This window comes from Caballeronia sp. SEWSISQ10-4 2 (genome assembly GCF_030464885.1).
In the GTDB taxonomy this organism is placed as follows: domain Bacteria; phylum Pseudomonadota; class Gammaproteobacteria; order Burkholderiales; family Burkholderiaceae; genus Caballeronia.
This window is the reverse complement of record NZ_JALPRJ010000048.1, coordinates 15,048-39,665: the sequence shown is the minus strand read 5'-3', so window position 1 is coordinate 39,665 and position 24,618 is coordinate 15,048. Positions and strand designations below refer to the sequence as shown.

Sequence of the window (24,618 nt, the reverse complement as noted above, 5' to 3'; positions counted from 1 at the left end):
GTCGCGCGGCGTGACCTTCACAAGAGATCAAGCACGCGGTGATAGAGCATGCCGATCTCGAGCGCGGGCCGGCGCCATGTCTGCCCACCCGGAAAGCGTGTGTGTTGCAGGCGCGCGAACAGATCGAACGAGGCGGTGTCGCCGGAGATTGCCTTCGTGAGGACTTGCGCCGCCATGCCCGTCAACGCAACGCCGTGTCCCGAGAAACCCTGCACATAGTAGTAGTTTGAATCGATCGCGCCGAAGTCCGGCGCGCGGTTGCGCGTGACATCGACAAAACCGCCCCACGCGTGTTCGATGCGGACATCGGTGAGTTGCGGGAACACGCCCACCATGCGCTTCCTGATCTGCTCCGATAACGCCGCAGGCGATGCGCCCGCCGAGTTCGCTCGGCCACCAAACAGCACGCGGTGATCGGCTGAGACGCGGAAATAATCGAGCAGGAAATTGTTGTCGCAGACAGCCGGGCGGCCGCTAATCAGCGCGTCGGCGCGAGCCTGGCCGAGCGGTTCCGTCGCGACAATATAGGACGCTATCGGTGCAATGCGCGCGGCCACTTCGCTGGGTAGAACATCGCCGATCGTCGCGTTGCCGCACGCGATGATAAAGCGGCAGCGAACCTCGCCCCGATCTGTTTTCACAATCGGCTTTGCGCCGCGCACCACTTTGAGTACGGGGGAATGCGCGAAGAGCTGCGCGCCTGCGTGACGCGCGGCATCGGCGAGACCGAGGCAGTATTTGAGCGGATGCAGGTGCCCGGAAAGCGCATCGTGCACGCCCGCAAGATAACGCTCCGACGCGATCCGCGCCGGCATGTCCTTGCCATCGATCCAGCTCAGGTGCGTGTGGCCCCATCGCGACCGCGCGGCTTCCATCCAGCGGCGCAAATCTTCCACGCGACGCGGCTTGGTCGCAACCGTCATATACCCCGGCGTGAAGTCGCAATCAATCCCGTAACGGGCGATGCGCGCCTTCACGAGCGCAACGCCAGCAATTGACATCGCCCACGCTGCGTGTGCGCCCTGCGTGCCGAGTTGACGTTCTATCTCCTCGTCTTTCGCGAAGCCCGCGAGGGTCTGTCCGCCGTTACGGCCCGACGCGCCCCATCCCGGCCGGTGCGCGTCGAGCACTACCACCGACAGACCACGCTCACGGCACTCGAGCGCCACCGATAAACCCGCATAACCAGCGCCGATCACGCAGACGTCGGCATCGACCGAGCCTTCGAGCGGTGGATCGTCGGTTGCGGGCCGCGTGACGCTGGCTTCGTAATAAGAGTGGCGCGCGAGTGCGTCGGCGCGTGAATCGAGGGTGTTGCCCATCAGAGAAAATCCTTCATTCGATACCACGCCATCGCGAGCACGAGGGCAGGCGTGCGCAGTGTAGCGCCGCCTGGGAAGTCGCGATGACGAATCTTTTCGAACAGGTCGAAGCGCGACGCCTGACCATCGATTGCCTCCGCGATTAGCTTGCCCGCGAGCCCCGTCGTATTGACGCCGTGCCCGGAGAAACCCTGCGCGAAGTAGACCGTTGGCGAGATGCGGCCGAAGTGCGGCGCGCGATTCATCGTGATGTCGACCATGCCGCCCCACGCGTAGTCTATGTTCACATCGGCAAGTTGCGGGAAGGTCTTCAGCATGTCCTGGCGCATCGCTTGAGCGAGATCGCGAGGCTCCAGGGTCGAATAGCTGACCTTGCCGCCCCATAGCAGCCTGTGGTCCTTCGAACGGCGAAAATAATCGAGTACGAAGCGGGAGTCGCACATCGCGGCGTTCGCGGGCATCAGCGACTTCGCACGCTCCTCGCCGAGCGGTTCGGTCGCGACCACGTAGGTGCCGACCGGCATGATCTTACGCGCGAGCGCCGGCGCAACGCTGCCAACGAACGTATTGCACGCGAGCACGACGAATTTCGCTTCGACCACACCATGCGTTGTTGCGATCCGATGCCCGTTCCCATGCGAGCGGATATCGGTCACGCACGAATCCTCATGTATCTGCGCACCGGCTTCGCAGGCCGCGCGTGCAAGACCGAGCGTGTAGTTGAGTGGATGCAGGTGACCACTGTCGGGATCGTGCAGACCGCCCACATAGCGGGCCGAATCCACGAAATCGTGCATGGTATCTTGCTCGACGATGCTGAAGCGGTCGTAGCCAAAATCTCGGAAAGTCTGATCGCGCCAGACGCGCAGTTCGTGCAGTTGTCGTGGCTTGTTCGCGGCCGTCAGATACCCGAGCGTCAGTTCGCACTCGATACGATGCCGCTCAATGCGCTCCGTCACGATGTCAAGCGTCTCGCGCCCGAGTTCCCACATGAGCCTGACGTCCGACGGCGACATGGTCTTGGCGAAAGTATCCATGCCGCAAGCAAAGCCGCCGATCATCTGGCCGCCGTTGCGACCGCTTGCAGCCCAGCCGACTTTCGACGCTTCGAGCACGACCACCGAAAACCCGCGCTCGGCAAGATTCAGCGCAGCCGATACACCTGTGAGTCCGGCGCCTATCACGCAGACGTCGGCGCGTACGGTGCCTTCGAGCGGCGCATGGCGGGTGGTGTCGTTGGCAGTTGCAGCGTAATACGAGGGAACGTGAGGCTGATTCGATAATTTGAGCATGAGCTAGCCAAAACGGGCAACGGGCCGCGAGGCCGGTGCAAAACACCGGCCGTCGCGGTTAGAACGAGTAGATGAACTGCGTGGCAAGCAGGTCGTTTGACTTGCTGTACGAACCGTCGTTACGCAGGAACACCTTGTTGTTCGCCCAATCGTGGCGGTACTCGACCTTCACGGTGATCTGCTGGGTCGGGAAGAACAGCAGATCCAGCGCAACGTCCTGACGGTTCGAGCCCTTGCACTCGAAGCCGAGGCCGCCGTTCGCCTGCGAGTTTGCAAGGCACTCCGAACCGATGCCGAAGCCGTTGTACGGATCGCGGCCCGACGAGTTCAGCGCAACGCCGCCACCGCCGCCGCCGTTCTTGCTGTCGGCGAGGTAGTCGTAGCGCGCGGTCACGCCCATGCGGCCGATGCCTTCTATGTTGAACTTGCGGTGCGCAAGCAGCGAGATACCGTACCACTGCGCTTCGCCGCCGTTGAACGCTGCGTGCTGTTGCTGGCCGTAGTCGACTTCGGCGTTGTAGGTCACGTCGGCGAGCGTGTAGGTCAGGTCGGCTTCGGTAAAGAAGAACGTGCCGGCGGAACTGGTTGACTGACCGCCCACGCCGTAGCTGACGGCACCCGTGGTGGCGTCGGTGGCGCTTGGAAGCGTCTGCCGGCCGATGTTGAACGACCCGCCGATATCGAGTGCGCTGGACCAGGTGTAATCCGTGCGCGCGGTGAAGGTCGGTATCTTGTTGCTGGTCGTAATCGGGTCGCCGAGTGCGTTGGTGCCCGTCTGCGTGACTGCGCCATAGGTGCGGTACTGCTCGTTGCCGAGGAAGAATTTCGACGCCCAGTTGCCGCTGGTGTAGTTCACGCCCACACCAATGTAGCTGCCCGGATCGGAGAAGTCATACAGCAAGTTGTGCGTGAGCGTGGTCATCATGTTCGACTGCTGCACCTCATAACCGCCGAAGCTCGGGATGAGACCGGTGACGAACGAGGTCGTTGCCGAGATCGGTACGGTTACAACTGCCGTGTTCAGGATGTTGTTACCGATCTCGCCCTTCGAGTTTTGCAGCAGCGTGATGCCGTTGCCCCGGTTAGGCATCAACGTGATCTCGGCCGATGGCGCCATCGGACCCACGCCAAAGGTCTTCTTGATGTCGAGATACAGATCGCCGAAGGTGCTGTTAAAGTAGTTGTACGAGCTCTCGTGGTTCGCGAACAGGAACGACGACGAGCTTTGCGCGCGGTTGTAGACGTAGGTCGGATCAATATACCCCGTGATCGACAGACCCGCGATCGGTCCGGTGGTCGCCGCATCCGTCAGCGAATCCACCTTCAACTGCTGGTTCGCAATCTGCTGCTTCATGCGCGTGACGTCGTCGTTGGTGAGCGCCGCGCGCTGCGCGCCGTAGTCCGGCGACGAGATGTCCACCGGTGCAGCAGTGGCTGGTGCAGGTGCCGCTTGCGCGGTAGCCACCGACGGCACGGTCTTCTTGGTTGCGACTTCCGTGCGCAATTCCTTGACCTCCTTTTGCAAGGCTTCAAGTTGTTTTTGAAGTGCCTTGATTTGCGCACTCGTTGAATCGGCCATTGCCATGCCGGGCATGCACGCCGCGACCAGCAAGCAGATCAGTTTCTTTTGCATCCCATTTCTCCGGTTGTCGTGTGATTACGGGGAACTGCTGTTTTTATGCTGCTTTCAGTGCTTCTTCGCGGCTCGTGCGTTCGTCGGCCTCGCGCTCCATGTCCGACTTCGCGGTGGCGAAGGCGAGTTGCATGTCGCGAACGCGCCTGCGTTCTTTTCCGAGCATCAGGGCGTTGACCAGGATCACGCCGATCGTCACGATTGCAATGAAGAGGGTTGCGAGTGCGTTCATTTCGGGGTTCAGGCCGAGGCGCACGCGCGAGAACACGACGAGCGGCAGCGTGGTCGAGCCGGGGCCCGACAGGAACGCCGACAGTACGAGGTCGTCTATCGAAAGCGTGAACGAGAGCAGCCACCCGGACAGCAGCGCCTGCGAGATCAGCGGCAGCGTGATGACGAAGAACACCTTGAACGGCGTGGCGCCGAGATCGAGCGCAGCTTCTTCCAGCGAACGGTCGAGCTCCTTCACTCGCGACTGCACGATGATCGCGACATAGGACACGCACAGCATCACGTGGCCGATCCAGATCGTCAGCATGCCGCGTCCCTTTGGCCAGCCGAACATCTGTTCGAGCGCGACGAAGAGCAGCAGCAACGAGATGCCCTGGATCACTTCGGGAATAACGAGCGGCGCGTTGATCATGCCCGTGAAGAGCGTGAAACCGCGAAAGCGGCCGAAGCGCGCGAGCACGAAGCCCGACCACGTGCCGATGACCACCGAGGCGCACGCGGTCAGCAAGCCGATCTTGAGCGACAGCCACGCAGCGCCGAGCAGCTCGTCGTCGTGGAGCAGCGCGCCGTACCACTTGAGCGAGAACCCCGACCAGACCGTCACGAGTTTCGACTCGTTGAACGAGTACACGACCAGGCTGATGATCGGGATGTAGAGGAACAGGAAGCCGAACGTCAGCACACTGGTCGAGAGAAATTTATTGGGCTTGGTCATTTCGATGCCTCCAGTTCCTTGACCTGGTAGTACTGGAACACGGCCATCGGCACGAGCAGCAGAACGACCATGGCGACCGTCACCGCTGAAGCCATCGGCCAGTCCATGTTGTTGAAGAACTCGTCCCACATGACGCGGCCGATCATCAGCGTGTCGGCGCCGCCGAGCAGTTCGGGAATGACGTATTCGCCCACCGCGGGAATGAACACGAGCAAGCTGCCCGCGATGATTCCGTTCTTCGAGAGCGGCAAGGTGATCCGGGTGAACGCCGTCCATGGTTTTGCGCCGAGGTCATAGGCGGCTTCCAATAGCGTCAGGTCCATCTTCACGAGGTGCGCGTAGAGCGGCATCACCATGAAGGGCAGGTACGAATAGACCATGCCGATATAGACGCCGATGTCGGTGTGATAGAGGCGCATCGGCGTATGCAGCAGGCCGAGCGAGATCAGCGTGTGGTTCAGCAGCCCGTCGTCCTTGAGAATGCCGATCCACGCATACACGCGGATCAGGAACGAGGTCCAGAAGGGCAGCATCACACCCATCATCAGCACGTTACGTCTGGACGGTTCAGCGCGCGCGATGTAGTACGCGACCGGGTAGCCGATCAGGAGACAGAAGAACGTGGAGACCGCCGCCATCTTCAGCGAGCTGATGTAGGTCGCGATATACAGGTCATCCTGCAGCAGGAACAGGTAGTGACTGAATTGCAGCGCGAAATGCATCACGCCGTCCTTCATGCTCACGAGATTCGTGTACGGCGGAATGCCGAGCTTCAGGTCGGCGAAGCTGATCTTGAAGACGAGCAGGAAGGGCAGCGCGAAGAACAGCGTGAGCCAGAGGAATGGCGCGCCGATTACGGCTGTGCGGCCCGACGGTACGATGCGCGCGAGGAGCGAGGAGCGAGTGAGCGTTTTCATTGTGTGAGCACCACACCGGCGGCAGCCGACCAATGAACGAAGACTTCGTCGTTATAGGAAGGCGCGCCGTGAGCCATCAGGTGCGCGCTGGCAAGATTGGAGACGATCGTCTTGCCGCTCGGTAACTGCACGTGATACAGCGAGTAGCTGCCCATATACGCAATGCCGGAGACCACGCCGCGTGCCCAGTTGTGCGGGGCGGTGGGGCGTTGTGTCGAGACGAACACGCGTTCGGGCCGCACCGAGATGCCGACCGGCATGCCAAGCGGGCCGGTCACGCCATGGCTCACGTACATGCGCGAATCGAGGTCCTCGCTTGCCACGAAGATGTGGTCGGGTTCATCCTCCACCACGACACCTTCGAACAAGTTTGTCGAGCCAATGAACTCGGCCGAGAAGCGGCTGTTCGGATAGTCGTAGACCTGGTTCGGAGAGCCGATCTGCACAATGCGGCCTTCGTTCATGACGGCGAGGCGGTTAGCCATCGTCATGGCTTCTTCCTGGTCGTGGGTGACCATCACGCAGGTGACATCGACTTTCTCGATAATGTTCACGAGTTCAAGCTGTGTCTTCTGGCGGATCTTCTTGTCGAGCGCGGACATCGGTTCGTCGAGCAGGAGCAGTTTCGGCCGCTTGACGAGCGAACGGGCGAGCGCTACGCGCTGCTGCTGGCCACCGGAGAGCTGATGCGGTTTGCGTTTGGCGTACTTGCTCATCTGCACGAGGTTCAGCACGTCGGCAACACGTTCCTTGATCTCGTTCTTCGGAGTGCCCTCCTGCTTGAGGCCGAAGGCGACGTTCGCGGTCACGTCCATATGCGGAAACAGCGCATATGACTGGAACATCATGTTCACCGGGCGCTTGTAGGGCGGCAGCGTTGCAAGGTCTTCACCGTCCACGTAAATCTTTCCCGACGTGACGGTTTCGAACCCGGCGAGCATGCGCAGCAGCGTGGACTTGCCGCATCCGGAACTGCCGAGCAGCGCGAACAGTTCGTTCTTGGCGACCGTGAGCGAGACGTCGTCGACAGCGAAGGCGTCGCCGAACTTCTTGACGACGTTTTCGATGCGGACGAAATCGTTCGTCGCGGAACGTGCTTCGGGGCGAATCGGGGTCGCCTCGACAGGCTTCAATACGGGAGTTGAATTCATGGCGTCGAGTCTTGATTGCGAGTGTGTTGACGGATTCGTGTGAATCCACCTCATGTGAATCCACCTGAACGCAGGCGCAAGCGGTCCGATACGGGTCGCGGAGGCGACTCGCAGGAAGGGCTGCGAAGCGTGGCAACGGGCTGCGCCTGACGGCTGCGCGGGCCGGGATTTCTACGCGGTACGTGTGATGAAAACCGCACCGCGTCAAGCCATCAGGTTCCGGTCTTCAGTCGTGCCCAGAGGCGGTTTTCGAGGCGCAGGATGTCGGCCGAAAGCGGACGCATCAGGGTCATCTTCGCGAGCACGTCGTCAGGCGGATAGACAGTGTGGTCCTGCGCGACCGCGGGCAGCACGAACTGGCGCGCGGCGCGGTTGGCAGTCGGGTAGAACACTTCGTTGGTGATCGCCGCGTTGGTTTTCGGCTCGGAGATATAGTTGATCCACTTCATCGCGGCTTCGGGGTGCGGCGCGTCCTTCGGCACGACCATGACGTCGAACCACAGCAAGCCGCCTTCCTTCACGTTCGAGAACTTGATGTCGTAACTGCGCTTGGCTTCGGCAGCGCGGCGTGACGCGATACCGACGTCGCCCGACCAGCCCAGCACGACGCAAACGTCGTTGTTCGCAAGGTCGTTGATATAACCGGATGAGTTGAATTGCGTGATGTAGGGGCGGACTTTCTTCAGCACGTCGAAGGCGGCCTGGTAGTCACCCGGGTTCGTGCTGTTCGGGTCGCGGTGCATGTATTGCAAGGTGGACGCAAAGACGTCCACGGCTTGATCGAGGATCGAGATGCCGCAGCTTTTCAGCTTCGACGCGTTGGCTGGATCCAGGACCAGAGCCCAGCTATCGACCGGTGCATTGTCGCCAAGCGCCTTCTTGACCGCTTGCACGTTATAACCGATGCCATCCGTGCCGTATGCCCAAGGCACCCCGTACTGGTTGCCCGGGTCGGCTTCGGCGATCATCTTCATCAGCGTCGGGTCGAGGTTCGCGAGATTCGGTATCTTCGATTTGTCGAGCTTCTGGTAGACGCCCGCTTCAATCTGCTTTGCCATGTAGTTCGAGGTGGGCACGACGATGTCGTAGCCCGAGCTGCCCGCCAGCAATTTTGCTTGCAGCGTGTCGTCGCTGTCGTAGTTGTCGTACTTGACCTTGATGCCCGTCTCTTTCTCGAAGGTCGGGATGGTGTCCTTCGCAATGTAGTCGGACCAGTTGTAGACGTTGAGCTCGCCATCGGCGAACGCGGGTACGGCGGTGAAGACACCTGCGCCCGCGACGACGGACAAGGCGGCCATTGCAATTGCATGACGAAGCTGACAAGGGATCATGGTTTTATGTTTCCTCTAGGTGGAAAGCCCGGGGCGGGCAGCGTGTGGACGTGTGAAATGCCCGCTCCGGTTGGTGGCGATTGGTAGCGATTGGTAGCGATGGGTAACGATGGGTATCGGTGTTAAGAAAGGCCGAGTTGCAGCGCGGTCGCATCGATGGCCTTCTTCGCCTTCGACACAATCTCGTCAATCTCGCTGCGGGTGATGACAAGCGGCGGTGACAGCAACATCCGGTCACCGGTCGCGCGCATCACGAGGCCGCCGTTGAAACAGAAATCGCGGCATAGCGTGCCCACATCGCCGCCATTGGCGAAGCGCTTTTTCGTCTTCGGATCTTCGGCGAGCTGGATGCCTGCGACCAACCCGACCCCCGCGATCTCGCCAACGATCGGATGGTCCGCGAAGGTTTTGCGCAACACGCTCTGGAAGTACGGACCGGTGTCGTTCTTCACGCGTTCCACGATGCCTTCGTCACGCAGCAGCTTCAGGTTCGCGACAGCGACAGCGGCGGCCACCGGGTGACCCGAGTAGGTGAGACCATGATTGAACTCGCCGTTCTCGATGATCGCCTTCGCCACACGATCGTGCAGGCCGACCGCGCCCATCGGCACGTAGCCGCTGGTCAGGCCCTTGGCCATCGTGATGAGATCGGGTTCGAAGCCAAAGTGCTGATGCGCGAACCACTCGCCAGTGCGGCCGAAACCACCGATCACTTCATCAGCGATCAGCAATACGTCGTATTTGCGACAGATGCGCTGGATCTCCGGCCAATAAGTAGACGGCGGGAAGATCACGCCGCCCGCACCCTGGAACGGTTCGCCAATAAAGGCCGCTACGTTCTCCGGCCCGAGTTCGAGAATCTCGTGCTCCAGTTGCTGCGCCCGCGCGAGACCGAAGGCTTCGGGCGTCATGTCGCCGCCTTCGCCAAACCAGTAAGGCTGGTCGATGTGTACGATATGCTCGACTTGCGAGGGCATCTGCTCGTGCATGTAACCCATGCCGCCAAGCGTGGCTCCCGCGATGGTCGACCCGTGGTAACCGTTCTTGCGCGAGATCACGAACTTCTTCAGCTTCTGGCCTTGCGTCGCCCAGTATTGATGGACGATCCTCAGCACGGTGTCGTTGCCTTCCGAGCCGCTGTTGCAATAGAAGAAGTGATTGAAGGGCGCGGGCGTGAGTTCGGCCAGCAGCGCCGAGAGCTCGATCACCGGCGGGTGCGTGGTTTTAAAGAAGGTGTTGTAGAACGGCAATTCCTGCATTTGCTGGAACGCTGCGTCGGCGAGTTCGCGTCGTCCATAACCGACGTTCACGCACCAGAGGCCGGCCATGCCGTCGATCATCTTCTCGCCATCCGAGTCCCACAGATAAACGCCCTTTGCCTTCACGATCACGCGGCTGCCGGCGCGGTTGAGTGCGCCCATGTCCGAGAACGGATGGATGTGGTGCGCCGCGTCGAGCGCACGATACTCGGCGGTCGTGCATTGCCGCTGCGGCGCTTGAGCGCCGGGCACGCCGGCCGCCGGTTGCACGAAAGCCGATTCTCCGAATCGATAGTTCATGTCATCTCCTTGGTTTTATGTACCGCGCTTAGACGTGCAGCAACAGATGTCTGCGTTCCCACGAACTGATCACGCGGAAGAAAGCTTCGTATTCGGTTTCCTTGAGCGCCAGATAAGCCCTCACGAATTTTTCGCCGAGCATGTCGTTGAGCGGCTCGCAGGCGCCCATCAGCGAGAGTCCTTCTTCAAGATTGCGCGGCAGTTGATACGGCAATTCGTAGCCATCGCTCGTGAGCGGTTCGGTGGGTTGGAGCTGCTGCGTCATGCCGAGATAACCTGCTGCCAGCGTCGCTGCAATCGCCAGATACGGATTGCAGTCCACGCCTGGAATGCGGTTCTCGACACGCCGTGCCGCAGGTCCCGAGTGCGGAATGCGGAAGCCGACCGTGCGGTTGTCGTAGCCCCACTGCACGTTGATCGGCGCGGCCATGAAGCGCGACAAACGACGATACGAATTGATGTAGGGCGCGAAGATCGGCATGAGGGCGGGCGTGTATTTCTGCAGCCCAGCGATATACCCGTGGAACAGGGCGGTCGGCTCGCCATTGGCGCCGGTGAACAGGTTGCTCCCCGTTTCCGCATCCACCAGGCTTTGATGCACATGCATCGCGGAACCCGGCTCGTTCTCCATGGGCTTGGCCATGAAGGTCGCGTACATCTTGTGCCGCAATGCGGCTTCACGCACCGTGCGTTTGAAAAGGAAGACGCGGTCCGCCAGATTGAGCGGGTCGCCGTGCATGAAGTTGATCTCCATCTGCGCGGCGCCTACTTCATGAATCAGCGTGTCCACTTCCAGCTCTTGCACGTCGCAGTATTCGTAGATGTCTTCGAAGAGCGGGTCGAACTCGTTGACCGCTTCAATGGAATACGCCTGACGTCCCGTCTCCGGCCGTCCGGTCCGGCCGACCGGTGGCTTCAACGGAAGATCGGGGTCTATGTTCATGTCGACCAGGAAGAACTCCAGTTCCGGGGCTACAACCGGTTTCCAACCCTTCTTTGCGTACTTGTCCAGAACCTGCCGCAAGACGTGGCGCGGCGAGATGGCGACCGGCGTGCCGTCGAAGTGAACGCAATCGTGGATCACCTGGGCAGTCGGGTCGACAGCCCACGGAATCAGGCGGATGGTGGACGGGTCGGGCACGCAGACCATGTCGGGATCGGTGACGCCGGTCAGGCTGCCGTCTTCGGGATAGTCGCCGGTGACCGTCTGGATCATCACGGCTTGTGGCAGTCGCATTGACTCGCCGGACTGGAACTTGTTGCGCGGAATGATCTTGCCGCGTGCAGTACCGGCCATGTCGGGGATGATGGCTTCGATCTCGGTAATGCGGTGTTTCTTCAAAAACTCGTCGATATCATGCATTTTATTTTCCTCAGTGTTGCGCGGGCAGGTTGGTGGCTGTCTCGAGGGGAGACACGCTCACCGAATCGCCCTTGATGCGCATTCGATCGCGGCACGCGGTGCCGAAGGCTTTAAAGATCGCCGTCGATAACGCGTCGTCCGCGTGTTTCCATTCCGGGTGCCATTGCAGTCCCAGCGCGAACGCGCTTGCGCCTTTCACGCTGATTGCCTCCACGAGCCCATCGGGCGCGACGGCTTCAACCGCGAGGCCGTCGCCAAGCCGCTCGATGCCCTGGCCGTGCAGTGAATTGACGTGCGCCTCGGACAGGCCGCTATGGGTATGGAGCAAACCGCCGGAGACAATTCGTAGCGGGTGCGCAGGGCCGTATTGCAGGTCCAGCGCGTGTTCCTTGTTTTCACGATGGTCGGCGTACCCCTGCACCGTGTGAACGCTCTGATACAGCGTGCCGCCGAAGACCACGTTCATCTCCTGGAAGCCGCGGCAAATGGCGAGCACCGGCACGCCGCGCTCGATCGCTGCACGCATGAGCGGCAGCGTGGTGGCGTCGCGCGCCGCGTCGTGAAGGGTGCCGGGCGCGCTCGGATGACCGCCATAAAGATGCGGCTCCACATTTGAATAGCTGCCCGTGAAGAGCAGGCCGTCGACAACAGAAAGAATGTCTTCAATGTTCTGGCGCGCGCCCAGTGCCGGCAACAGCATGGCGAGCGCCTCCGACCCATCCACAATGGCCGCGATATATTTCTCGCCGACCGTATGGGATGGATGCGAACCCGACATCGTTCTATCTGCGCTTATTCCGATTACAGGAGTATTTCGCATGGCTGACAAAATTATTTTATATCCATGGCTAATGCGATTTCATCGGGCAGCAGGGCACCCTGGCTTGGCGTTTATGCGCAAAACCAATTAAGTGCACTTCAGGCGCAGCGTATTAACGTGATACTGGATATAACGCTGCCGCGATGTGGCTAAAACGAAAACGCTGTTCGATAAATCTACGAGACGCACGTTTCCCGTACGCGATGCTGAGAAAGCTAAACGCGTATTGAAACTCAAGTCTCAAGTTGAGCGCGAACGCACGCAGTCAGCGCGCAGAAAACGCCCAACAGGAAAATCGAACAGCGAAATTAAGAAGGAGGGCGCTAGGGGAGCAGGGATGCAACCTCGACGCAATGCACGGCGATGAAGGCGCGTGCGGCGACCGAGTTGTGGCGTCGCACCGAGCGACGGGAGAGGATGGTAAAGACGGACAGGAAACGGCGATCGACAAGCTTGCCGCTGCTGCTGTCGGAGATGGAGCGATCAGCGACGCGATGAAAAATCGCGTCCTGATTTCTGCTCCACCTGACCAACGGGCCACGGACTCTCACGATTATCTCTTCTTGAGTGTTGAAAATTCTAAACATCTCGCCGGCCAAAACATCGGACATCCGTAGTTCGATCCAGTTTTACTTTAGTGTCGGACCCTGACACTTTGCTTACTGTTTCGTATTGCGTACTGTCGGTCTGTCTGGCTGTTATTCAGGATATACGAGACAAAAACGCCGTCAAACCTTTTTTTGATGAGTTTCTTATGCGACTTATAGGTGACGTTTACGGTTGCTAAATTAAATGCGATCGGCCTAGAATATTTTTTCTCGTATTCATCTAGGTGTTTCTCCGAACAGCGGAAAACCTCGGGTGACTAGAATATTCAACGGCCAAGTCGTTTGCGGAAGTTGATTCATAGGGGTGTTCACAAGACACCCGAACCTTTTCCGTTTCTTTCGCTTCCATCCAGAGACTGCACCCATGTCCGTAGAAGTGGCTACGCGCCTTCAATACATTCGCAAGCATCACGGGCTCTCGCAACGTGAACTTGCCAAACGTGCTGGCGTAACCAACGGAACCATCTCGTTGATCGAACAGAACCGCGTGAGTCCCTCGGTGGGGTCTCTTAAGAAACTGCTGGAAAGCATTCCGATGACACTCGCGGAGTTCTTTACGTTCGACCTCGAGTCAAACCGCGCAGTCGTATCGCGCCGTGCGGAGATGCCGAACCTGGGCAACGAGGTCATCGAGTTCTATCTCGCCGGCGCCGGTGTGAAGGACCGCAACATGTGCATCATGCGCGAGGTCTATCAACCGCTCGCGGACACCGGTCCGGAAAGCTTGCAGCATACGGGGCACGAAGGCGGGGTGGTGGTGTCGGGCCAGCTCGAACTGACTGTCGAGAACACGACCTGGCTGCTCGACCCAGGAGACAGCTACTATTTTGAAAGCCGCTTCGCACATCGCTTCCGCAACCCTAGCATTGATCAGGTGTGCGAAGTGATTTCGGCTAATTCACCGCCCAGCTTCTGACGCTCAGTCCGCTTCAAGTGCAGGCCGACGTCTTCACCAGTATGAAAAAATGAAGGTATCCTCATGGAAAAGAAATCCCTGGAATATTGGCAGAACCTCGCTGCGGCGCTGCGTATTGAAGGGCGGGCGTTCATCGACGGCGAGTATCGTGATGCGGCGTCCGGCAATACCTTCGATTGCGTGAATCCAAGCGACGGCACGCTGCTTGCGAAGGTCGCCGACAGTGGCGAGGCAGACGTCAACGCGGCCGTAGCGGCTGCACGCCGTGCTTTCGAAACACGCGTGTGGGCAGGGCTCAATCCGCGTAAGCGCAAGTCGGTCCTGCTGCGCTGGGCGGGTTTGATCCGCGCGCACATGGACGAACTCGCGCTGCTGGAGACGCTCGACGCAGGCAAGCCGATCAGCGATACAACCAGCGTCGACGTACCCGGCGCCGCGTATTGTGTCGAGTGGTTTGCGGAAGCCATCGACAAGGTCGGCGGTGAAGTGGTGCCGAGCGATCACCATCTCGTCGGGCTCGTCACGAGGGAGCCTATCGGCGTGGTGGCCGCGGTGGTGCCGTGGAATTTTCCGATCCTGATGGCATCGTGGAAATTCGCGCCTGCGCTTGCGGCGGGTAACAGCGTCGTGCTCAAGCCGTCGGAGAAATCGCCGCTCACGGCAATTCGTCTCGGGCAACTCGCGCTCGAAGCAGGCATTCCCGCGGGCGTGTTCAACGTGGTGCCGGGCGCGGGCGGGCCGGGCAAGCTGCTTGCGCTGCACGAAGACGTGGACTGCCTCGCGTTCACCGGCTCGACCAACGTCGGCAAGCTGATCATGCAATACGCGGGGCAGTCGAATCTCAAGCGAGTATGGCTTGAACTCGGTGGCAAGTCTCCTAACATCGTGATGGCCGACTGTGCCGACCTCGATCGTGCCGCGAACTCGGCTGCCGGCGCGATTTTCTACAACATGGGCGAGATGTGCACGGCGGGTTCGCGACTGCTGGTGCAGCGCGAGATCAAGGACAAGTTCCTCGACAAAGTTGTCGCGGCCGCGCGCGCCTACAAACCGGGCAATCCGCTCGATCCGGCGACCTCGATGGGCGCGATCATCGACGAAGTACAACTCGAACGCGTGCTCGGATATATCGAGGCAGGGCGCAAGGAAGCGAAGCTGCTGCTGGGTGGCGAGCGCGCGGATCAGGCGAGTGGGGGTTATTACATCGAGCCGACCATCTTCGACATCACTTCGTCCGATGCGAAGATCGCACGCGAGGAAATTTTCGGGCCGGTGCTGTCGGTGATCACCTTCGATACTGCTGAGGAGGCTGTCAGGATCGCTAACGATAGCGATTATGGACTCGCTGCCGCCGTCTGGACTGCGGACCTCACGACCGCTCATGAAATGTCGCGAAGCCTCCGGGCCGGTACTGTCTGGGTCAACTGCTACGACGAAGGGGGAGACATGAACTTCCCGTTCGGCGGTTATAAACAATCGGGCAACGGCCGCGACAAGTCGTTGCACGCGCTGGAGAAGTACACCGAGTTGAAATCGACTCTGGTGCGGCTGCGCTAAAGGATTCGCAAGCCAGCGCGACGGATACCGCCCGGGTGCCCGCCGCGTTCCCAATGAATCCGTCGTCCGCTTTGGCGTGCCAACCTGACCCGCACGCCATTGCGGTCTGTTTCGCAACAAGGCAATCATGACTGAACGCCACCTTGGCGACGGCGCTATCCGTCGCTCGTCGCTGTACGGTTCTTCCACTGAAAATACTTATGCCGGCGCGCTGTCGTTCATGCGCCGTAACTACACGCGCGTGCTTGAGGGCGTTGATGTGGTTGTCTCCGGCATACCGCTCGATCTCGCAACTACCTTCCGTCCAGGTGCGCGCTTCGGACCGGCCGCGGTTCGCGCGGCAAGCGTGCAGCTTGCCGAACTCAACCCGTACCCGTGGGGTTTCAACCCCTTCGACGATCTCGCCGTGACCGACTATGGCGATTGCTGGTTCGACGCGCACAACCCGCTCACGATCAAGCCCGCGATAGTCGAGCATGCACGCACGATCCTGCGGTCGGATGCGCGGATGCTCACGTTCGGCGGCGATCATTTCATCACGTATCCGCTGTTGATCGCGCATGTGGAGAAGTTTGGCAAGCCGCTCTCGCTGATCCACTTCGATGCCCATTGCGACACCTGGGTCGACGATAGTCCCGAGAGCCTGAACCACGGTTCGATGTTCTACAAGGCGGTGAAGGACGGTTTGATCGACCCGGCGCATTCGGTGCAGGTGGGCATCCGCACCTGGAATGACGATTTCCTCGGGATGAACATCCTGGATGCGGCTTGGGTTCATGATCATGGTCCGCGCGCGGCGATCGAGCGGATTGTCTCTATCGTGGGCGAGCGTCCTGCGTATCTGACGTTTGATATCGATTGCCTCGATCCCGCGTTCGCGCCAGGCACGGGTACGCCGGTGGCGGGCGGGTTGTCGTCGGCGCAAGCGCTGGCGATCGTGCGCGGGCTCGGTGCGGTGGATATTGTCGGGGCGGACGTGGTGGAGGTCGCGCCCGCGTACGATCATGCTGACATCACGGCTATCGCCGCCGCGCATCTCGCGTGTGACCTGCTGTGTTTGTGGCGCGAAAAGAAGGCGAGGCGGCTCCGATGCAATTCGCGAGGGCGCGTCGATTGAATGGGCAGGTTGACTGATTGGATCGCCGGCGATAAGCAAAGTCAGAGCGTGGGGACGGTCTGTTCGCGGAGCGTCCCCACATGATGGATGCACGGGAGCAACGTATCCGAGCTGAGGGGCGGCCGGGATTCGTAAATATCTTAAGCTTCGGATATTTACGAATCCCGGCCAGGCCTCAGTTACGTTCCAGCCAAAAGCCTGCTTGCTTGAACTGGAACTATAAAAGCCAATGCCTCGCGTTTAACCGCGAGGCATTGGCTTTTTACTGACCGGCCGCCGCAGTCGCCCGCGGCGGCCTCAAGCGTGGTCACATCGAGAGTTACTGACCCGTGTACCCGACCGGCACCGTTGCGTTGGCCTTGGCGACCGTCGCATTGTTCGAGACGATGTATTGCGGAACTTCCGTAAGCGTCAGCGTCACTTGGCCGTTGGTGTAGGGCAGCGTGCTGACATTGCCGTAACCATCGATCTCCGTTACGTTGCCCGATGCGCCGGCCGTGTCCACCTGAAGCGAGTAGCTGGACGAGTAGGTCTGGCTATAGAGTCCGCCCGATGCCGGCCACTGCGCATTGCTGTGTGTCCACAGGGCCGTCACCACCTTGCCGTTACCGAGTTGCTGGAACGCATAAGCGAATGTCCCGGCGGGAGTACCCGTTACGCGGCCAAGCGTATTGGTGCCGTCAAGCACTTGGGTCATCGCGGCGAATGCAAGTGCTTCGGGCTTGGGTGACAGGTTCGATGCACCGTACGCGCCCTGGGCATCGTTCAGGTCGAAGAACGTGCCGTAGCCAGTCTCGCCAGGATAGTCCGCACCATAGAAGAGCGTGGACACTTGCGCACCGCCACCGATCATGATGATGTGGGAGCGCACGCCGACGGCAGCTTGAGCAAACAACTGATTCTGCGACGGCGACGTAGGTCCGTAGTTGACGCCCGGATCGTAGCTGGTACCCGCCTCGGTCGCGAACAGCTTCATGTTCGGCTTGCCAGCTTGCATCATGGCACGCAACTGAATCAACTGGTTGTCGAGCGCGTTGGCCTGGTTCGCCGGGTCCGGGTCCGAGTCCTGCAATTCAGGCGGATGGGCCGGATAAGTACCCGCATTCCAGTAACCGTGCGTCGCTACCGCGTCGATGTAGTTCCACAAACCGAGCGCGCCGTAGGTCTGCAGGTAACCCGTCGAGCAAGCAGTGGTGCAATTGGCCGGGAAGGGATTGGCAGGGCCCATCACGATGGCGTTCGGATCGGTCGAATGCAAGCCCTGATAAGCGGCCTTGTACATTGCGACGAAATTCGCCGCGCTGTCCGCCCATCCGTTGCTTGGCTCCCAGGTCACCTGGTAGTAGTTGTTTTGCTGGTTCGGATAATTGGCGGCACGGATCAGGCTCGTGTCGGTACCGACCCTGCCCATGAAGTCCTGGAATTCAGCCATGTTCGACGGCGCGTAGAAGCTGTCGTTGAACTGACCCGTCTTCGAATCCCATGCCGGCAGTCCGTCAAGACGCACAATGCGCATCTGATCAGGATTGCTCTTGTAGAACGGGTCCAGGTCGCTCACGCTCGGTGTATAGGTGTTGGGGCCATTCGGCTCCATGGCCGACACTTCGCGGTCGTCGATAGTCCAGGAAATCCCCAGAGCGTGCAACGCGGCGATGTTACCGTTGAAACCCTGCATCCCGAACCGATGCTGGTCCTGGTGCGCATACGTCACCGTGCCGAGCGCAGATGAAAGGTTGGGCGACACGCCGAACGTTGCAATACCCATCGGGCGCGTGCCCATGTTCGGCAACGTGCCGCCATTGGATTGCAACGTGGCAGTGATTGCGCCGTAACCGGACCATGTCGACGTACATGACATCGTGCTGGTCTGCACACCGGACTTCACGGCGAAGCTACCCTGCGTCTTGATCGCACCGTTCGCGTCTGCAACCGACCAGATGACCGTGTCCGCGCTCGGCGCGTTGGTCGTGACCGCTACTTTGAACGCTGTGTTATTCGCGAAAATGCGCGTGCCGTCGGTGGTCAGCGTGTCAGCGCTGATCAATCCATTAGCGGTGCCACCTGACGTTTGTGTAGGCGAGCCGCATGAGATGGCCGAGGCACCCGTGCCGCTTTGCGCCAGGGCGTTGCCGACACCGCCAACAGCAAGCATCGTTGCGACCAAAATCTGAAGTAGTCTTAAATATTTCATCATAGTCCGTGTTGTACTGATACAAGTCTTCCCCGAGGATCGTCAAGATCGCCTGAAGTTGTCCCGCGTTCGCGTTTTTTGTAGAGCAGAGCGATTTGACCTGAGGATGGTGCTGATCGCAATCGTGCTGCAGGAACGGCGCCTTTCGACATACCAATGCCGAACGTGGCTCCGCAGGTTCCAGGTCGACCAAGACTCTCGTGTTTCAAGAACTGGCCTAATTGCAGGAATTAAGCGTTCATATAATATGCTGTCCTAATTAGTGGAAAATTTATACCATCCGTCTCGATATGATCGCAAAGACAGGAAATTGGGGTTGCTTGGAGAAATCCGGCCAGGCGAATCGCTGTGCTGTCCTGCTGTCACATGTCCAACAGCGGCTGGGCCGCGCGCGGTGGTTTCACTCAAGTAGTTTGCACACCTATTTATACAAAATGTAAATTCACTTCCATGCAAGCAAAAAAACCGCGCAACCCTGATGAATTACGACCGCCCTGAGCGCCGATCTCAGCCTCGACCAATGTTTCCCGGTCGCTCCTGGGCGTCGCGCGCACGACTTCCCGCAGAGCGCTGATCGCGCGCCCTGACCGAAGACCTCATGCCGGGGAGACAACTGGTTACCCGAGGCACACGGATTCAATGCTGCGCCGCAATATCAACCACCGGAGCGCTCGCGCAGCCTCCGCGTATTGAAGCACGATCCTTTCTGTATCGGGTAAATGCTTCCGATACAGATAAGATTTCTCGATCGAGTGGTATTAGTTGCAGTGCGCTTTGAATGGATGAATTATATTCGCAAAAAAACGTTTCATTAGTGTAACGTTGGAAAAGATTTGGAAATAAGTAATAGTTTCTCACTCGCTTGGCGCTGAATGATCGTTGCCCCAGGGGACGAGAGGATGAGGAATTTTCTTCTCAATCATGTGCGCATGCGCGAATGATTGATTATTTAAGTAATCCGAATCGTATGACGTTACCTTTTGTTAATATTATGGGTAAATATAACCGGGCTGCTTTGTTGTGAAACGAACTAATTTCTTTACGAATTTTCTGGTAATTTCTTTACGTTTCCGCCAATTTTAGGGTGGCAAACGTAAATATATTTTATAATCAATATGTTGCATTATATTTGGACTAGTTACTGTACGATAAGTGTTCAGTGTTCCTGACAGACGAATTTCAAACTGGTGCCGTAGCCACCGAGCAGATTTTCGGCGTGGTTCAAACCGACGTTACAGATGGAGCACGGGTAGATAGTCGGACCTGAAAAATTCAGTTTGCGTGGCGAGCGGAGCCGACGGCGCAGTCTATCGGCGAGGGGAAGCTGACCCGTCGAAAGCGGTCGCAATGCAGGAGTAATGGATGCGGCGTGAGATTGACAAGCCAATGCAGCGACGCGAGGATAAAAAATATGGTTGTGTCGCGATAAGGCGAGTAGGACGAGAAAGTCCAAATATAATTAGGAATATTTATCTAATGAGCAAATAGAATTGCTCGGCTGCGGTTTTGGCGAAGCCATCATCGTGCATCTGCCCCTTGCGAATCATGCGCATCAGTTCGATGCCGGCCAGGACGATGCGAGCACACCCGAATTCCTTGAAGCCCATCATTGGTTTGATGGTTGTGGTGCAAATAGCGCAGGCGAGCGAGAAGGCCACCTTCATTAGCACTCTTAATTAACTGAAAGGACCGTCACCCAAAGCGAGGGCGCAGAAGTATCTTTGAGATGCGCCGCCGTGAGATCGACCTGACCTTTGCGAATGCGGTGCATTAGCTCGATGCCTTAGATTATGACGGCCGCGGTTCGGAAGCGGTTGAACCCGAGCATCACGTTCACCCGCAATTTGATATGGCGATGATCCTGCTCGATCACATTGTTCAGGTACTTCGACGAGCGCGTCCTCGTGTGCCTGGGCAGCAACCCGTCGGTCTTCATCTCGCGCACCGCGCGGTGTGACGCCGCGTAACCGTCCAGCGTAATTGTTTCTGGAGCACGCCCCTGAGTTCTGATCGCCTTCGCGAGGAACGCCTTTGCTGCAGCCACATTTCGCCTGGCGCTGAGCCGGAAATCAACCGTCTTTCCCGCCCGATCAGCTGCGCGGTAAAGATAAGCCCATTTGCCACGGATCTTCAAGTAGGTCTCATCGACGCGCCACGACGGTCCGGTTGCCATGGCCAAGCGACCGGGCGTCCTTGTGCGCCAGCGTCGAGCCACAACGGTGGCAAGCCAATTGGCTCTCCATCCACCCGGCAGTCTGCTCCGACACCGGTAACGATTGAACCTCGGCGAGCAAGGCGCGACCTTCGGCAAGTGTGAGTCCCAGGTCGGCGACGCTGCGGTCTTTTCGTTCCACCACAGCAACAATCGTCGCTTCAGTCTCACTCGTTTCCCCACCCTCCAGGCGGGCCTCGATGATCAGTCGCATAGCGACTCCGATCGGTTGGCAACGTCGCCAGCGTAGCTGATACTGCGAGCGTGCCGGACGGGCTCGCCGGGCTCTTTTCGTTAGAAACGTCGCAGATTCCAAGCGCCGTATCCCATCGGGTACGGCGCCGTCACGCCGTCTATGACGGCGGTCAAGTCAACGGAAGTAGCCTCCCACGGTTTGGTTCACTCTCCAAGCTCCGGAAACCCGGCTCCCGCTTCCGAAAAACTGCGCAACCGATCGATTACGATCTAGCGGGGCGCCGGGCTTGAACGCAGCACGCGCGTGAAGAAGCGTTTTGCAGCAGCAAGAAGATCAGCGCCGTCATGCTGCCCAAACAGTCGCTTCTAGTTGCCCAAAGGCACCGGCGCGTTCGCCGCGACCAGACCGTCTTCCTTGAGCAAAGCCCAAAGCTCGGCGGGAATCGGTGCCGCCGCCAATGCGATATTTTCGCTGATGCGCTCCGGACGGCTCGCACCGGGAATGATCCCCGCCACCGCCGGATGTGCCAGCGAAAACTGTAGTGCAACCGACTTGATATCCACGTTGAAGCGCTCACAGATCTGTTTGATCCGCTGGACACGTTCGATCATTGCCTGAGAGGCCTTCTGGTATTCGAAATGCTCGCCGCCTGCGAGCAACCCCGAGTTGTACGGACCACCCACGACAATGCCAAGGCCCCGTGTTTCGCACGCAGGCATCAGCCGTGCGAGTGCGGTTTCGTGATCGAGCAGCGTATAACGCCCGGCGATCAGGAAACCATCGGGATCGGCGCGCTCGAGCGCCAGCTCACACGCCTCCACGCGATTCACACCGAGACCCCACGCCTTGATCACCCCTTCATCGCGCAGACGCGTAAGCGCTTTCGCGGCGCCGTTCATGGCGGTGTCGAATACGGACAGCCAGTTATCGCCGTGAAAATCCTTCGCCGGATCGTGAATCCACGCATAGTCGAGACGATCGGTTTTCAGACGCCGCAAGCTGTCTTCGATAGAACGCAGCGTGCCATCCTCGGTGTAGTCATAGACTATCTTGTTCGGCAGGCCATGTTCAAACAGGCCGCCCTTTTCTCCCAGGTCACGCTCATCCGGCGCCTCGAGTTCGTCGAGGACCAACCGGCCGACCTTGGTTCCGAGCACGTACTCGTCACGCGGATGGTTTGTCAGCGCCTCGCCCAGGCGGATCTCCGCTAGACCCGCACCGTAGAGCGGCGCACCGTCGAAGTAGCGGATACCCGCTTGCCACGCGGCCTCGACCGTGTCGAGTGCTTCCTGTTCGGGAATCTCGCGGAACATGTTGCCAAGCGGCGCAGTGCCGAAGCCAATACGATTTGGAATGGTGATACGCATGATGAATTCCTTTGATCTGTGATGTTCAATCCCAAGCCGGCGCAAGTCCGTCCGGGCTGGTTAGGCGGTCGTTGCGTTCCAGCGCTTCAATTCGCGCGAGTTCATCGGCAGAAAGATGCAAGGATTGCGCTGCCAGATTGCTTTCGAGGTTGACGCGTTTGGTAGACGATGGGATCACCGAATACCCAAGCTGCATGGCCCATGCAAGCGCCACCTGCGCCGGCGTCGCATCGCGTTCCTTCGCGATGGCCTGGATCACCGGATCCTTGAGCACCTTGCCGTAGGCGAGCGTCATGTACGACGTGATGTGAATGCCCTGGCTTTGCGCAAACGCAACCGCCTTGCGGTTCTGCAGGAACGGGCTCAACTCGATCTGGTTCGTCCCAATCTCTTTGACGCCAACAGCATCAATCGCGCGCTGCATCAAGCCGATCGTAAAGTTCGACACACCGATCTGCTTCGTCAGCCCTTGCTCTTTCGCTTCGGCGAGCGCAAGCATGAATTCAGCAACAAGCACGGTATCGCCCGGCGACGGCCAATGAATCAAGGTCAGGTCGACGCTTTCCATACGCAGCTTCGCCAGGCTTTCCTTCAGGCTTGGAACAAGCCGCTCACGAGACAGGTTCTCAGTCCAGATCTTGGTTGTGACGAACAACTCATTTCGCGCGATGCCGCTCTGTTCAATGGCTTGCCCGACCTCCGCTTCATTGCCATAGATCTGCGCCGTATCGATCGCGCGATAACCGACGTCAAGACCGTTGCGTACCGAGTCGATCACGGTTTGCCCGGTCAGTCGAAACGTGCCGAGACCCAATGCAGGAATGCTCATGGTGATGCTCCTCTAAGAAGTGGATTTACTGGCGACCGGCTGCGGCCGTGCCTGACAGAGATTGAGATTGACATGTAAGAGGATCACGCCGGTCGAGCCAGCCGCTCAGCACCGTGAGCGCCAATGCAACTGCCACGATTACCGCGCCGATCCACGGCGTATTGATCAGCCCCAGGTGAGCGACGATCTGCCCGCCTGCCGCCGATCCTCCGGCTACGCCCAAGTTGAATGCCGCGATGTTGAGACCCGAAGCTACGTTCGCCGAGCCCGGCGCGAAGCGTTCGGCCTGCATCACTACGTAGACCTGCAAGGCCGGCACGTTGCCGAACGCTACAGCGCCCCATGCGAGCACGGTCAGCAGTACGAGCGGCTTGGAAGGCGCGGTGAATGTCAGCACCAGCAGCACGACTGCAAGCAAACCGAAGATCACCTTGAGTGCGAACACCGGTCCGTGCTTGTCGGCGAGCTTGCCGCCCCACACGTTGCCTAAGGCAACCGAGATGCCGTACACCAGCAGCACCACGCCGACGAACGACGCGCTGAAACCGGAGATTTGTTCGAGGATCGGGGCGAGATAAGTGAAAGCGACGAGCGAGCCGCCATAGCCAACCGCGGTCATCGCATAGACAAGCAGCAGGCGCGGCTGCTGCAGCACGCGCGCTTGCTTAAGAAGCGGCGCGGGCGCGTCATGCTGGATATCATTTGGCACGAACCAGAGCGAGCCGGCCAACGCGACGAGGCCGAAACCCGCGACGATCAGGAAGGTCGCACGCCAGCCGAAATGCTGGCCGACGATCGTACCGAGCGGAATGCCCGTGACAAAAGCGACGGTCATGCCGCTGAACATCGTCGCAATGGCGCTGGCGGCTTTTTCCTTCGGTACGAGGTTGGTCGCGATGATCGACCCGACCGAGAAGAACACGCCGTGCGCAAGCCCGGTGAGCACACGCGCCGCGATCAACGTTTCGTAACTGGGCGCCCACCACGCGACCAGGTTGCCGAGCGTGAAGAGCGCCATCAGGGCGACCAACAGCGTCTTGCGCGGCACGCGGCCGGTCATTGCGGTCAGTACGGGCGCGCCGACAGCTACAGCGAGCGCGTAGAGGCTCACCAGGAGACCGGCGGACGGCAGGCTCACATGGAGGTTGTCCGCGATTGTCGGGATCAGCCCGACAATCACGAACTCGGTGGTGCCAATGGCGAACGCGCTGATGGTCAGCGCAAGAAGAGCGAGCGGCATGACGGCGACTCCTACGATGTTCCGACGATTCGAAGTTCGCAAGTGTCTGCG

General features: G+C 59.5%; 19 protein-coding genes and 2 pseudogenes. 3 read left to right on the top strand and 18 right to left on the bottom strand.

The window, feature by feature from the left end; translation table 11 throughout:
* Window positions 1–17: 17 nt before the first annotated feature.
* The 11 genes from M0D69_RS28155 to M0D69_RS28105 all read right to left on the bottom strand — a co-directional run bounded on the left by M0D69_RS28155 (window position 18) and on the right by M0D69_RS28105 (window position 12,885).
* Window positions 18–1,322 (bottom strand): FAD-binding oxidoreductase, encoded by a 1,305-nt coding sequence (locus M0D69_RS28155; protein ID WP_301785135.1) that lies wholly within the window; start codon window positions 1,320–1,322, stop codon window positions 18–20.
* Complete coding sequence (locus tag M0D69_RS28150; protein ID WP_301785134.1) at window positions 1,322–2,614, bottom strand: FAD-binding oxidoreductase; 1,293 nt, start codon at window positions 2,612–2,614, stop codon at window positions 1,322–1,324. Before M0D69_RS28150 ends, M0D69_RS28155 begins: the two co-directional genes overlap by 1 nt.
* Window positions 2,615–2,672: 58 nt before the next feature.
* A complete protein-coding gene (locus tag M0D69_RS28145) occupies window positions 2,673–4,247 on the bottom strand; it encodes a DUF3138 family protein (protein WP_301785133.1) in 1,575 nt (524 codons plus the stop codon).
* A gap of 43 nt (window positions 4,248–4,290) precedes the next feature.
* On the bottom strand, window positions 4,291–5,193 hold the full coding sequence (locus tag M0D69_RS28140) for an ABC transporter permease subunit (RefSeq protein WP_277049980.1): 903 nt from the start codon (window positions 5,191–5,193) through the stop codon (window positions 4,291–4,293).
* Entirely contained in the window at window positions 5,190–6,110 is a 921-nt protein-coding gene (locus M0D69_RS28135) for an ABC transporter permease subunit (RefSeq protein WP_301785132.1), read from the bottom strand. The genes M0D69_RS28140 and M0D69_RS28135 overlap by 4 nt, the downstream gene beginning before the upstream one ends.
* The gene (locus tag M0D69_RS28130; RefSeq protein WP_301785131.1) at window positions 6,107–7,261 is read right to left on the bottom strand and encodes an ABC transporter ATP-binding protein; all 1,155 of its coding nucleotides are present in this window, start codon (window positions 7,259–7,261) and stop codon (window positions 6,107–6,109) included. Before M0D69_RS28130 ends, M0D69_RS28135 begins: the two co-directional genes overlap by 4 nt.
* A gap of 212 nt (window positions 7,262–7,473) precedes the next feature.
* Window positions 7,474–8,592, bottom strand: a complete 1,119-nt coding sequence (locus M0D69_RS28125) for a polyamine ABC transporter substrate-binding protein (RefSeq protein WP_301785130.1) — start codon at window positions 8,590–8,592, stop codon at window positions 7,474–7,476.
* Window positions 8,593–8,714: 122 nt separating this feature from the next.
* The gene (locus M0D69_RS28120) at window positions 8,715–10,151 is read right to left on the bottom strand and encodes an aspartate aminotransferase family protein (protein ID WP_301785129.1); all 1,437 of its coding nucleotides are present in this window, start codon (window positions 10,149–10,151) and stop codon (window positions 8,715–8,717) included.
* Window positions 10,152–10,179: 28 nt separating this feature from the next.
* Window positions 10,180–11,514, bottom strand: coding sequence for a glutamine synthetase family protein (locus M0D69_RS28115; protein ID WP_047897414.1), 1,335 nt, complete (start codon window positions 11,512–11,514; stop codon window positions 10,180–10,182).
* A gap of 10 nt (window positions 11,515–11,524) precedes the next feature.
* On the bottom strand, window positions 11,525–12,334 hold the full coding sequence (locus M0D69_RS28110; protein ID WP_301785127.1) for a gamma-glutamyl-gamma-aminobutyrate hydrolase family protein: 810 nt from the start codon (window positions 12,332–12,334) through the stop codon (window positions 11,525–11,527).
* A 323-nt stretch (window positions 12,335–12,657) separates the two neighbouring features.
* A complete protein-coding gene (locus M0D69_RS28105; protein WP_082163679.1) occupies window positions 12,658–12,885 on the bottom strand; it encodes a hypothetical protein in 228 nt (75 codons plus the stop codon).
* 421 nt (window positions 12,886–13,306) lie between these two features.
* On the opposite strand from M0D69_RS28105, the gene M0D69_RS28100 reads away from it, so the two are divergent.
* The 3 genes from M0D69_RS28100 (at window position 13,307) to speB (ending at window position 16,532) form a co-directional block, all read left to right on the top strand.
* The gene (locus M0D69_RS28100) at window positions 13,307–13,858 is read left to right on the top strand and encodes a helix-turn-helix domain-containing protein (RefSeq protein ID WP_301785126.1); all 552 of its coding nucleotides are present in this window, start codon (window positions 13,307–13,309) and stop codon (window positions 13,856–13,858) included.
* A gap of 63 nt (window positions 13,859–13,921) precedes the next feature.
* The gene (locus M0D69_RS28095) at window positions 13,922–15,415 is read left to right on the top strand and encodes an aldehyde dehydrogenase (RefSeq protein ID WP_301785125.1); all 1,494 of its coding nucleotides are present in this window, start codon (window positions 13,922–13,924) and stop codon (window positions 15,413–15,415) included.
* A gap of 127 nt (window positions 15,416–15,542) precedes the next feature.
* Complete coding sequence (gene speB / locus M0D69_RS28090) at window positions 15,543–16,532, top strand: agmatinase (protein ID WP_301785124.1); 990 nt, start codon at window positions 15,543–15,545, stop codon at window positions 16,530–16,532.
* A gap of 319 nt (window positions 16,533–16,851) precedes the next feature.
* Here the strand turns inward: speB and M0D69_RS28085 are convergent, their stop codons facing one another.
* The 7 genes and pseudogenes from M0D69_RS28085 to M0D69_RS28055 all read right to left on the bottom strand — a co-directional run bounded on the left by M0D69_RS28085 (window position 16,852) and on the right by M0D69_RS28055 (window position 24,567).
* A complete protein-coding gene (locus M0D69_RS28085; RefSeq protein ID WP_301785123.1) occupies window positions 16,852–18,684 on the bottom strand; it encodes a hypothetical protein in 1,833 nt (610 codons plus the stop codon).
* Between the two features lie 1,508 nt (window positions 18,685–20,192).
* A pseudogene (locus M0D69_RS28080) lies at window positions 20,193–20,342 on the bottom strand (IS6 family transposase); the annotation flags it as partial.
* Window positions 20,343–20,395: 53 nt separating this feature from the next.
* Window positions 20,396–20,887: pseudogene (locus M0D69_RS28075) on the bottom strand (IS6 family transposase); the annotation flags it as partial.
* Complete coding sequence (locus M0D69_RS28070) at window positions 20,865–21,149, bottom strand: hypothetical protein (protein ID WP_301785122.1); 285 nt, start codon at window positions 21,147–21,149, stop codon at window positions 20,865–20,867. The pseudogene M0D69_RS28075 and the gene M0D69_RS28070, both read right to left, overlap by 23 nt.
* A gap of 347 nt (window positions 21,150–21,496) precedes the next feature.
* Window positions 21,497–22,498 carry an aldo/keto reductase gene (locus M0D69_RS28065; RefSeq protein WP_301785121.1) on the bottom strand — a complete coding sequence of 334 codons (1,002 nt, stop codon included), beginning with the start codon at window positions 22,496–22,498 and terminating at the stop codon, window positions 21,497–21,499.
* Between the two features lie 25 nt (window positions 22,499–22,523).
* Window positions 22,524–23,327, bottom strand: a complete 804-nt coding sequence (gene dkgB, locus M0D69_RS28060; RefSeq protein WP_301785120.1) for a 2,5-didehydrogluconate reductase DkgB — start codon at window positions 23,325–23,327, stop codon at window positions 22,524–22,526.
* A gap of 25 nt (window positions 23,328–23,352) precedes the next feature.
* Window positions 23,353–24,567, bottom strand: coding sequence for an MFS transporter (locus tag M0D69_RS28055; RefSeq protein WP_301785119.1), 1,215 nt, complete (start codon window positions 24,565–24,567; stop codon window positions 23,353–23,355).
* Between the last annotated feature and the right edge of the window lie 51 nt (window positions 24,568–24,618).